Here is an 11,603-nt window from a genome sequence, read left to right on the forward strand (position 1 = left end):
ATCCATTGATGACGATTCCGTCAATGCTGCGCAAGCGTGCCGACGAGTTCCCCTTTGATGTCGTGGTTGAAGATCGCTCCTCGGTGGGCGCAACGCTTCCCATCACCGCGTCTGACCTGCTGGATCGCGTCGAGGTGATCGCACGAGGTTTTCTTGCGTGGGGTCTGGAGGCCGGTGAGCGGGTGGCAATCTTGTCGCCCACCAGTTTTGACTGGCTGGTCCTTGACCTGGCAGTAATGACCGTTGGCGGCGTAGTTGTGCCCATCTACGAGTCGGATTCAACCGCACAGATCGATCATATTTTGACCGACGCGCACATCCGACACGTCATCACGGCAACCGTGCAGCAGGCAGATCTGGTGGAAACTGTTCGCCCCGAATGCGTCGAGTCGATCCATTCCCTCGATCGCGGAGCAATGCGTAACCTGGCGCGCGCGGCGGGCCGTATTGTGCCTGAGAAGGTCGAGGAGCGTTTCCGCGATGTACGTGGCGATTCTCTGGCCACTCTGGTCTACACGTCGGGCACGACCGGCACCCCGAAAGGTGTCGAGCTGACGCATCACAACTTTGTGGGCACGACGCTGGGTCTGGGGCAAGTCCTGCCGCAGTACCTGTACAACGAGAACTCACGCCTCTTGCTGTTCCTCCCGGTCGCGCACGTCCTGGCGCGCCTGGTCATGCATGCCTTCGTGAGCGGCCGAGGGCGACTTGCTTTCTCACCGGACATTAAGAACCTGCTTCCCGATATTCAGGCCTTTAAACCATCGATTCTGCTGGCGGTGCCTCGCGTCCTTGAAAAAGTTTACAGCGCGGCGTCAGCAAAGGCGGGGAAGGGCACAAAGCTGCGTATCTTCCAGTGGTCAGCCAGACAGTCCCGCCTGTATGCACGCGCAGAGCGCTCCGAAACCAGCACTCCCCTGACGCTGAAAGTCAATCATGGGATCGCGACGGCTCTGGCGTTACGCAAGATCCAGGCGGCACTCGGTCCCAATATCGAGCTGATTATTTCCGGTGGCGCGCCGCTGGCGCCGGAACTTGCTGAGTTCTTCTCCGGCCTCGATCTCACCTTGATTCAAGGCTACGGGCTGACCGAGACAACCGGCCCGATCGCCGTGCAGCATGCCGATTACACGCCGTTCAACACGGTCGGCAGTGTTGTTCCCGGAAATGAAATGAAAATCTCCGAGCACGGTGAAATTCTGGTGCGCGGCGTATCTGTTTCAACTGGCTATCACAGCTTGCCTGACGAGACCGCTGACTCGTTCGAGGACGGCTGGTTCCATACGGGCGATCTAGGAACGATCGACCCGCGCAATGGTCACCTGTCGATTACAGGGCGCCGCAAGGAACTCCTGGTAACGGCCGGTGGCAAGAACGTGTCGCCCGAGGTACTCGAAGAACAGCTTCAGACACATCCGCTGATCGGACATGTGATCGTGGTGGGCGATAATCGGCCCTACATTGGTGCACTCATCACCCTCGATTCAGATATGCTCGCCAACTGGTTGGTCGCACATAATCTGCAGGTTGTCGACCCCTCGGTTGCGATGCGCATGCCGGAAGTCCAGCGTTCTTTGCAGCGGGCCATCGACCGCGCCAACCGCGCTGTTTCGCGAGCTGAGTCGATTCGTCGTTTCCGCCTCGTCGACACCGTCTTTACTGTTGAGAACGGGTACCTGACCCCCTCGTTGAAACTTCGTCGCTCGAAGGTGCTGAAGGATTACGCGCAGGAAGTTGATGCCCTGTACGAGGAAGGCCTGGCCGAGCGCAATGCGACCGTGCGTGCACGTCAGCCGCACGCGAGGCCTGCGTCCACGATGAGCAGGAAACTGCGGTCCTGGCTGCGGCGCTAATTCAGGTGGACTACCGCGCCACTGCGTGCCGATTGCTGTGCTGCCAGCATGATGTCCAGTGACCGGATAGCCGATGCTGCGTCCGGCTGAGGTGTGTGACCGGTGCGCACAGCGTCAGTGAACGTGCGCAGCATGACGCCATCCATATCTTCACCGTATCCCAGCCATGCGGCTTGCCCACAGACGGCACCAGACACCCGCGCATCAAAGGGGGCGAAACGCGCGGTACCTCTTGTGCCGATAATGTCGAGGGTAAGGCCACCCCATGTTGGCGCCGCTTCCGGCATGCTCCATGAACAGTCAATTGTGCCGACCAGACCTGACGGATAGCGCACCGTGACGAGTCCGCTGGTCTCCACATGAACGTCGGGATTATCTGCGCCCAGAATCCGGTTATCGGCAGCCCACACGGATGATGCCTGTTCACCGTCGAGCAGCATGTCCAGAATGTCAGCGATGTGGACGACATGGTCGACGAGGGCACCGCCACCGGCCTGATCCGGATCAGTGAACCAGGTGCGGCCACCACTGGGGATTTTCCCGTTATTCGAGCCAGCGAAGCCCACCAGATCGCCCAGCTGGCCGTGATCAACTCGCGTCTTGAGTTCTCGGCACGCTGTTGAAAAACGCACCGGATAGGCGGTCATCAGGAAGACTCCTGCCTGACGGCATGCATCCCACATGGCGACAGCATCGTCATGACTGGTGGCGATCGGTTTCTCACACAGGACGCGATATCCACGCTCAGCCGCCCATTCGACCATGCGCCTGTGTTCGGTATTTTCGGAGCAGACGATCACTGCGTCCGGCCCCCATTGCTCTAACTCCTCACAAGTGTCGACGTAGGGCACACCGAGCGCGCGGGCTCCTTTTCTGCCGCGCCATGCAGGGCTGGGGCGTCCTGCCCTGTGTGAATCCGGGTCGGTGCACATCAATTCGACGCCGTCCATGCCCATGAGGGCTGTGGCGTATCCCTCGGCATGCATGTGTGCGAACGACAACAGTCCGATACGAATGGTTTTCATCTCACAACTCCACTACCGCATCGCGATGGGCTGACAGGCGAACCGCGTCTGCCAGCTTCAGCGCTTCGACCGCGTCTTCTGCACTCACCCTCGGCGTTGAGCCGGTGGACATGGACTCCATGAAGTCGCTCAGTTCTGCGTAGTAGGGGTCGGCCGGGGATCCTGATGTGGTCGGCAGCATTGATGCGTCAGTTGGTGCGTCGCTGCGGACCTGCAGAGGTGGGTGAGCTGTTGAATCGTGCTCCAGACACCCGTCGGTTCCCGCAACATAGAATGAAGTGCGAAATGGTGTGCCCACCGGCCCCCACGTCGCGCGCACATTCGAGATCGCTTCGTCCTCATGACGCAATGTCGCCTGAGCAACGCTCACGCGCCGTCCATCGGGGGCAGTGGCATGGCGCAGTGTTGCATACACGCTGCGTACCTCTCCCAGCACCCATCGGGCAATATCAAGGTCATGGATCATGAGATCATCGACAATTCCACCGGATTTTTCCTCGTCAGCGAACCACGAGGCCCATTGCGGGAACGTGCCGGTCCGGTTCAGACGTGCTACCGCCGGGCGGCCGATATATCCGCTGGAGACGGCATCGTGGAGGGTGGCATATTCCGGGAAATACCGCACGACATGCGCGACGTACAGTGCGTTGTCGCGTGCGCGTGACAATTCAAGCAGCTGCTGTGCTGTCGGCGCGTCCAGTGCCAGCGGTTTTTCACAGATGACCTGTCGCCCGGCGTCCAGACCGGCGCGCACAGCTTCCTCGTGTTCGTATGTTGGTGTCAGGACATCGATCACCTGGGATTGTGCGACCAGGTTCTCGAGCGTGGCAACGACGCGTCCGGTGGAGAACTCCGCGCACAGCTCGTTGGCGTCTTCCTTCGAATAGACGAGGATGTCAACGCCGAGTGACCGCCACGCTGACATGTGGGATCGCGCAATGCCGCCAGCTCCGACCAAACCTACTGTTATACGCCGGTCACCACTCATAGATCTACTCTACGCTGAAGTCGAGAATTTTTCTTAAATACTGACCAGTGAATGATTCGTCGACGGCGGCAACATCTTCAGGTGTGCCCTCAGCCACGACCTGACCACCACCGGATCCCCCTTCAGGGCCCATGTCAATGATCCAATCCGCGCACTTGATGACATCCAGGTTGTGCTCAATCACGATGACCGTATTGCCTTTATCAACCAGTGTCTGCAACACCATCAAGAGCTTGCGAATGTCTTCGCTATGCAGACCCGTCGTCGGCTCGTCCAGAACATACACTGATCGTCCTGAGGAGCGTCGCTGCAGTTCGGACGCCAGTTTTACACGCTGAGCTTCGCCACCGGACAGTGTCGTGGCGGCCTGTCCCAGCCGCACGTACCCCAGGCCAACCTCGACGAGCGTGTTGAGATGACGAGCGATACGCGGCAGCGACTGGAAGAACTCCGCCGCTTCAGAGATGGACATATCCAGAACATCTGCCACTGTCTTGCCCTTGTAGTGGACTTCCAGTGTCTCCCTGTTGTATCGCTTGCCGTGACACACCTCGCACGGCACATACACGTCGGGCAGGAAGTTCATTTCAATGCGAATCGTGCCGTCGCCCTTGCAGGCTTCGCACCTGCCGCCCTTGACATTGAAGGAGAAACGTCCCGGCATGTAGCCGCGAACCTTGGCTTCATGCGTTTGTGCGAAAAGCTGGCGAATCAGGTCCCACACCCCGGTGTAGGTAGCTGGGTTCGAACGCGGGGTGCGTCCAATGGGTGACTGGTCCACATGAATCACTTTGTCGAGGTGATCCAGACCGGTGATCGCGCGGTGGCGTCCCGGAACCATGCGCGCCCCATTGAGGCGGGATGCGAGGGACCGATACAGAATCTGGTTAACCAGCGTGGATTTGCCCGATCCTGACACGCCCGTCACGGCGATGAACACTCCGAGAGGGAATGACACGGTGAGGTTATCGAGGTTGTTTTCACGCGCGCCTTTCACCGTGATGACGCGGGAGCGGTCCACCGGCCTGCGTTCGGTTGGAATGGCAATGGACCGGCGCCCCGACAGGTACTCCCCTGTCAACGAGTTCCGATTCTTCTTCAACTCCTCCACGCTTCCGGAGTACACGACCCATCCGCCGTTTTCTCCGGCACCCGGTCCAATGTCCACGACCCAGTCGGCCGATTCAATCGTTTCTTCGTCATGTTCGACAACGATCAGCGTGTTGCCGAGGTCGCGAAGGCGCTTCAGGGTGGCGATCAGGCGCTGGTTATCACGTTGATGCAGGCCAATAGATGGCTCATCCAAGACGTAGAGAACCCCGACCAGTCCCGACCCGATCTGGGTGGCCAGCCGGATACGCTGAGCTTCACCACCGGAAAGGGTTCCGGCCGCCCTTGACAATGTCAGGTACGTCAACCCCACATCGTTGAGAAACTTCAAGCGGGCGATGATTTCCTGCAAAATGGGGCGCGCAATGAACTGCTGTCGCTGGTCGAGCTCGAGCTCACTCATGAAACGCTCGAGATCAGCAATCGACAGGTTCGACACCTCGGCAATGTTCAGGCCACCGATGCGCACAGCCAGCACTTCCGGCTTCAGGCGGGCACCCTGACACACGGGACATGGCACCTCACGCATGTACGCTTCCAGGCGTTCCAACGTTCGATCCGACTCAGTTTCCTCACGCTTGCGTTCGATGTAGTTGACAGCGCCTTCGAAGCCAGTCGTGTAGGAACGCTCGCGCCCCCACCTGTTACGGAACTTGACTTTCACTTCGTAGTCTTTGCCGTACAGGATCGCCTGGCGCGCCTCACTGGGCAGCTCCTTCCACGCAGTCCTGGTCGAAAAGCCGAGCTCCTTACCGAGGGATTTCAGCAAGCGTACATGGTACTTAACGTTCCGGCTCCACGGTGCGACAGCCCCATCCTCAAGGGACAGTTCTTCGTCGGGAACGACGAGGTCAGGGTCGACTTCCAGCCGCGAGCCGATTCCCATACATTCAGGACATGCACCGTAAGGAGCGTTGAATGAGAATGTGCGAGGCTCGATTTCTTCAAGTGCAAGTGGATGGTCGTTCGGGCAGGCGCGCTTTTCAGAGTAGCGGCGCCGCCTGTTCGGATCGTCCGCGTCCAGATCCACGACGTCAATGACGACCAGGCCTTCCGACAGCCCCAGCGCTGTTTCTACCGAGTCAGTCAGACGCTGCTTCATACCGTCGCGCACCACCAGTCGGTCGATGACGACTTCGATGGTGTGTTTCAGCTTCTTCTCAAGGGTCGGCGCGTTCTCCAAACGCACCACTTCACCGTCAATCAATGCGCGTGAATAGCCGGCAGCGCGCAGATCGTCAAGTAATTCGCGGTACTCACCCTTGCGGCCACGCACGACGGGTGCGAGGACCTGGAAGCGGGTGCCCTCCTCCATCGAGCGCACACTGTCCACGATCTGCTGCGGGGTCTGGGCGGTGATTTCAGCGCCACACGTCGGACAGTGCGCAGTGCCCGCCCGTGCGAACAAAAGACGCAGGTAGTCGTGGATTTCAGTGATCGTGCCCACCGTTGATCGCGGGTTACGTGAGGTGGATTTCTGATCGATGGACACTGCCGGAGAGAGGCCTTCGATGAAGTCAACGTCAGGTTTGTCCATCTGACCGAGGAACTGGCGCGCATATGACGACAGGGATTCAACGTAGCGGCGCTGCCCCTCGGCAAAAATGGTATCGAATGCGAGGGATGACTTTCCGGAGCCGGACAGGCCGGAAAAGACGATCATCGCGTCGCGAGGTAACTCGAGGTTGACGCTTTTGAGGTTGTGCTGGCGCGCTCCGCGCACGATCAACTGGTCTGACACCCCTCGATCCTACGGCTCCGGCGCGATTCTCGCACATCTGTTCCATGTGGGTGGGTGCGCAGGATCTGTTCATGCATTCAGGCGCGCCGCGATCGCAATGCTGGGATAATTGACCTATGCGTATCTATGTCGTTGAGTACACGTATGACACCAAGTTGAATTCTCTGACGCAGGATTTCCGCCCGGCGCACCGCCGTTTCCTGCGGGATCTGTATGCGAAAGATGTTCTGCTGTCCTCAGGTTGGCTCCGCGATGCGATGCATGAGGGTGCCCTCATCATCTTGAAGGCAGAGTCCGCCAATGTGGCGCTGAAGATCCTCGAGGATGATCCGTTCTACGTTCAGGGGTTCATCATTGATCGGCGCATCATGCAGTGGGAACCGACCATCGGCAGCCTGGCCGAAGAATTCGACACGAAGTTCCCGTACTCGTAGATTTCGGCTGCCTCTAGTCGACCAGCCCTTTGAGAGCCCGAGCCACCAGCTCCGGCTTCTCAACGGCGCTCATATGCCGCGCCTGAGGGATGCGTGCCACCTGCACAGTCGCCCCTCCACTACGAATGGTGCGGGCCAATTCGTCAGCGCCCGCCCAGTTCAGTGAACCGTCCTCTTCAGCGCTGATCAGGAGGGTTGGAGTGTGGATGCTCGCAACGTCGCCGCGCATGTCCGTACTGGCGAGGACCTCGCAGCACTGCGCGTATCCCTCGTCATCACAGTTTTCGAAGATCCTGCGAATCGCCTCAACGCGGTCAGCACCCTCCCCCGAAGCAAATTCAGGCATGAACCAGCGCTCGAACGTTGCGTCCACCAGGCTCGCTGTGCCGTCGCGACGCACAGCCCCAGCTTTGTCGTACCACTGATCAGGCTGACCATTGATCGGCCCGGCACTCATGACGGTGAGGCTGCGCACCCGCTGAGGATGTGTGATTGCAGTAGCCATGGCGACCATGCCACCCAGTGACAGTCCGGCGCAATGAAACGTATCGACGCCGTGATCATCCAAGGCGCCAAGCAGTGCTTCCACAACGTCGGTCATCTTCAGTTCGCGGCCGACCGGAGCAATCGGTGTTCCCCCGTGTCCGGGCAGGTCGTAGAGGACAATATCAAAATCGTCGCGAATCAAAGGGATGACGCTCTCCCACATGTCGTGGCTTGATCCCAGTGAATGTCCCAGCACCAACGCCGGAGCATCCTCGTTTCCCAGGATCGTCAGCGGCAGCTTCCATGCAGTCATCTTCAACTCCTTCACGTGGTATCTCCGCACTGTCAGTCTAGTGGCGCACCGTCCGTTTCAGCCTTTCGCTGGTGGCGCAATGAGTATGCGCGATGCGCCGCTTCGATGAGGATACAGGCGGTGAGGCCGCACGCGAGGATCACCCATCCGTCGTGCGCTGCCGGCCACTCCAGCGCAAAGAAATTGCGGACGAATGGGATGAATACTCCCGCGACAGCGCAGGTCAGCATGAGTGCAATCAGTCCGGCGCGCCACGAATTGACCGGGCGTGCGGTAATGGACAGGAGCCACAGTGCACCACACATCAACGACAACGCGGCAGCGGTTTGGCCCTCCACTTGTCCTACGCCCACCATCCAGTACGCAGTCAACGCAGCTGCAGCCAACACGCACCCTGATGGAACGGCCAGGCCGAGCACGCGCTTCAAATATCCGCTGACGTATCGTCGCCTGTTCGGTCCCAGCGCGATGAAGAATGCCGGGATTCCGATGGTCAGCGCATCAATGTAAGTGAAGTGACGGGGCAGGAACGGGTAGTGCCAGGCGGCAAGGGCACAGATGACGGCAATGAGGCTGGCGTAGACCGTCTTGGCCAGGAAGAGCGCGGAGACACGTTCCATATTCGCCATGATGCGCCGCCCTTCAGCGACGACCCCTGGCAGAGCTGCAAACGCTCCATCGACCAGCACGATCTGCGCCACCGCTTTCGTGGCGCGGGCACCGCTGCCCATCGCGATTCCCAGGTCGGCATCTTTCAGGGCAAGTGCGTCATTGACGCCGTCACCCGTCATCGCGACAGTATGCCCACGCGACTGCAAAGCCCGCACCATTGCGCGTTTTTGCTCCGGAGTGACACGTCCGAACACATCATGATCCATCACGGCCTGCACGAACGCGTCGCTGTCCATGTCCTCAGGCAGGGTGCGCGCATCCATCCCGCGAATCGTCGCCTGGTCCTCACGCAATGAGGCCACGCTCGCGATAGCCTGCACAGTCGCAGGATTGTCACCTGATATCACGCGTACCCGCACGCCCTGCCGGCGGAAATACTTCATTGTGTCAGCAGCGTCGGGGCGGATCTGTTCACGCAGGACGATCAGCGTGTTCGGCTGAAGTCCCTGCGGCAGTTCCTCCCCCATTAACGAGGGCGCTGCCGGCGCACAGCTGAGCACCACAACGCGAAGTCCCTGGTCGGCAACGCGCGTGACGTGATCCAGCACATTCGCGTCAGTCACCGTCATTTCCGGAGCGCCCAGCACCCAGGCCTGCTCTCCATCACTGAATCCCGACCATTTGCGTGTCGAATTGAATGGGACGCTCCAGTTATCAGACAGGTCAGCTGGCTCCACCTCGAGTGCCTGCGCCTTCAGATGAGCAACGATCGCTTCCGCAGTTGCGTTGTGTGTGGAAGCATTGAGTGTCAACAGTGCGCGGGCGGCACCCTCGTCAATTCGGTCACCGCTGTCACCCGCGCCTAGGGGAATCATAGAATCGACGCTCACTCCGCCAGTGGTCAGCGTTCCCGTTTTGTCAACGCAAAGGGCATCCACACGCGCGAGGACTTCCACCGCGGGGAGCTCATTGACGAGGACTTTGCGCCGTGCCAGTGTTGCCGCGCCGAGGGCGAAGTTCATGGAGGTCAGCAGAACCAGGCCCTGCGGGATCATGCCGACAACTGCCGCGACCGCCAGGACGAGTGCGTGCCGCCATCCACCACTGAGTGGATCGAGGCGGATCTGCGACCATACGATCAGCGCGGTGACGGGCACAATCAGCCACGAAATGACCCGCAGGACACGGTTAATGCCCTGCTGAATCTCGGAGGTGGTGCGCGTGAACCGGCGGACCTGCTCTGTGAGCGTATGGGCATAGACGGCGTTTCCGACAACAGTGGCTTCGATAAGGCCGTCACCTGAGACGACAGCGGTGCCGGCCAGGACGCGGTCACCCTGCTTTTTTCTGATCGGTACGGATTCGCCCGTCAACAAAGATTCGTCAATGTCGAGGCTGTGGGAAGTCTGCACGATTCCATCGACGGGAACCTGGTCCCCCAGGCGCAGCTCGATGATGTCGCCGCGTACCACGTCTTCCGACAGGACCTCGCGCTCTTCACCATCCCGCCACACCAGCGAATGCGGCGCGTCGACAATCGCCAGGGAATCGAGCGTTTTCTTCGCGCGGTATTCCGCCGCGATACCGATGATGGCGTTGAGTACCATCACGCCGCCGAACACTGCGTCCCGCCAGTCCCCCACAATCAGTACCACAACAATTGCGGTGGTAAGGATCGTGTTGAACAGGGTGAAAACATTTGCTCGCGCTATTGATCCGAGCGAGCGGGACGTCTTCGTATGGTGATGGTTGACCTCACCCTGACGGGTGCGTTCTTCCACTTGTGCGGCCGTGAGGCCGGATGGCCCGGGTACTGGCATCAGTCCACTGACGGACGCGGCTCAGTATGCTGCTCGTCGGAGTCAGCGATCTCACGCACCGAGGAGCGTGCCGCATCTTGCTCGGCCTTGGCACTGCGATTAATCGGCTGAGGTGCCCGCAGGACGTTTGAGTGGCGTGACTTGAGGATCGAGGCGATCACCGTGATGATCAGCGTTCCGGCGATGACGGCAAGTGAGAGCGGTGTGCCCACCTCGGGGACGCTTTCGAAGCCCTGTCCACCGTTAATGAACGGCAACGTGTTCTCATGCAGGGCGTGCAAAATGAGCTTCACGCCGATGAAGCCAAGAATGACGGCCAGGCCGTAGTGAAGGTACACGAGACGATCAAGCAGTCCGTCGATCAGGAAGTAGAGCTGACGCAGGCCCAGCAGGGCGAAGGCGTTGCACGCGAAGACCAGGTACGGCTCTTTCGTGAGGCCGAAGATTGCCGGAATGGAGTCAAACGCAAACATGAGGTCGGCTGACCCCAGAGCGAGGACCACCAGCAGCAGCGGTGTCACAGCAGTCCTTCCGCCATGGCGATAGAGGAACCGGTCCGAGTAATACCCGTCGGTGACGGGAACGATGCGGCGCACGAGGCGGATGAACCCGTTTTCACCCTGTTCGGATTCTTCCTCGTCTCCGCCGGTCCCCTGGCGTGCCTGAGAGTATGCCGTCCATAGCAGCCATGCACCGAAGATAAAGAAGACCCAGGAGAAGCGTTCAATCAGTGCGGCACCGATCAGGATGAAGATCAGGCGCATGACGAGCGCAATGATGATGCCGCTGAGCAGCGCTTTTTGCTGATATTCTCGCGGCACTCTAAACGAATTCATAATGATGACAAAGACGAACAAGTTGTCGAGCGACAGGGACCATTCGGTGATCCAGCCGCCGTAGAACTCTCCGGCATACTGGCCGCCATAAATCGCCCAGATCCCGATTCCGAATAGCATCGCGAGAGAAACATAGCCCACAGTCCACAATGCCGCCTCTTTCATGGTGGGGGCGTGCGGTGTACGGACATGACCGATGATGTCGATAGAAATAAGCACAATGACGACGAGGCCTAGGCCGACCCAGCCGAGCGCGTGAACGTCCACGTAAAACCTTCCGTGTTCGGGGTGATACAGCCGAGGTCTGGTCCGCCTGTCTGCGACAGGCCTCGGTACCGGGTTCGCTGCGCGCACGTAGCGTCCCGAGATGACGATACCGGGTTAA

8 protein-coding genes are annotated in these 11,603 nt (G+C 59.7%); 2 read left to right on the plus strand and 6 right to left on the minus strand.

The window, feature by feature from the left end; translation table 11 throughout:
• Positions 1-8: 8 nt before the first annotated feature.
• Complete coding sequence (locus AC1EJZ_RS06140) at positions 9-1,853, plus strand: AMP-dependent synthetase/ligase (RefSeq protein ID WP_480294292.1); 1,845 nt, start codon at positions 9-11, stop codon at positions 1,851-1,853.
• Here the strand turns inward: AC1EJZ_RS06140 and AC1EJZ_RS06145 are convergent.
• The 3 genes from AC1EJZ_RS06145 to uvrA are packed head-to-tail and all read right to left on the minus strand — an operon-like array spanning position 1,850 to position 6,717.
• Complete coding sequence (locus AC1EJZ_RS06145) at positions 1,850-2,878, minus strand: Gfo/Idh/MocA family protein (RefSeq protein ID WP_480294219.1); 1,029 nt, start codon at positions 2,876-2,878, stop codon at positions 1,850-1,852. The two genes, AC1EJZ_RS06140 and AC1EJZ_RS06145, sit on opposite strands and share 4 nt — an antisense overlap.
• Before the next feature lies 1 nt (position 2,879).
• Positions 2,880-3,866 (minus strand): Gfo/Idh/MocA family protein, encoded by a 987-nt coding sequence (locus AC1EJZ_RS06150; protein WP_480294221.1) that lies wholly within the window; start codon positions 3,864-3,866, stop codon positions 2,880-2,882.
• Between the two features lie 4 nt (positions 3,867-3,870).
• Positions 3,871-6,717, minus strand: coding sequence for an excinuclease ABC subunit UvrA (gene uvrA, locus AC1EJZ_RS06155; protein ID WP_058236660.1), 2,847 nt, complete (start codon positions 6,715-6,717; stop codon positions 3,871-3,873).
• Positions 6,718-6,833: 116 nt separating this feature from the next.
• Here uvrA and AC1EJZ_RS06160 point away from each other — a divergent pair, with 116 nt between their 5' ends.
• Entirely contained in the window at positions 6,834-7,151 is a 318-nt protein-coding gene (locus tag AC1EJZ_RS06160; protein WP_058236659.1) for a YciI family protein, read from the plus strand.
• A gap of 13 nt (positions 7,152-7,164) precedes the next feature.
• On the opposite strand, the gene AC1EJZ_RS06165 is transcribed toward AC1EJZ_RS06160, so the two are convergent.
• The 3 genes from AC1EJZ_RS06165 to AC1EJZ_RS06175 are packed head-to-tail and all read right to left on the minus strand — an operon-like array spanning position 7,165 to position 11,485.
• Positions 7,165-7,950: an alpha/beta fold hydrolase gene (locus AC1EJZ_RS06165; RefSeq protein ID WP_092648568.1), complete on the minus strand. Its 786-nt coding sequence runs from the start codon at positions 7,948-7,950 to the stop codon at positions 7,165-7,167.
• Between the two features lie 32 nt (positions 7,951-7,982).
• Positions 7,983-10,382 (minus strand): HAD-IC family P-type ATPase, encoded by a 2,400-nt coding sequence (locus AC1EJZ_RS06170; RefSeq protein WP_480294223.1) that lies wholly within the window; start codon positions 10,380-10,382, stop codon positions 7,983-7,985.
• Entirely contained in the window at positions 10,382-11,485 is a 1,104-nt protein-coding gene (locus AC1EJZ_RS06175; protein WP_480294224.1) for a TerC family protein, read from the minus strand. The genes AC1EJZ_RS06170 and AC1EJZ_RS06175 overlap by 1 nt, the downstream gene beginning before the upstream one ends.
• Positions 11,486-11,603: the final 118 nt, after the last annotated feature.

The sequence above is a fragment of the Pauljensenia sp. C0170B5 genome, assembly GCF_056590195.1.

What these genes read in the sequence shown, in the direction of transcription:
- AC1EJZ_RS06160 (WP_058236659.1), top strand. Translation starts at nt 6,834, where the DNA reads ATGCGTATCTATGTCGTTGAGTACACGTATGACACCAAGTTGAATTCT.
- AC1EJZ_RS06170 (WP_480294223.1), bottom strand. Translation starts at nt 10,382, where the DNA reads ATGCCAGTACCCGGGCCATCCGGCCTCACGGCCGCACAAGTGGAAGAA.
- AC1EJZ_RS06145 (WP_480294219.1), bottom strand. Translation starts at nt 2,878, where the DNA reads ATGAAAACCATTCGTATCGGACTGTTGTCGTTCGCACACATGCATGCC.
- AC1EJZ_RS06165 (WP_092648568.1), bottom strand. Translation starts at nt 7,950, where the DNA reads ATGACTGCATGGAAGCTGCCGCTGACGATCCTGGGAAACGAGGATGCT.
- AC1EJZ_RS06150 (WP_480294221.1), bottom strand. Translation starts at nt 3,866, where the DNA reads ATGAGTGGTGACCGGCGTATAACAGTAGGTTTGGTCGGAGCTGGCGGC.
- AC1EJZ_RS06140 (WP_480294292.1), top strand. Translation starts at nt 9, where the DNA reads ATGACGATTCCGTCAATGCTGCGCAAGCGTGCCGACGAGTTCCCCTTT.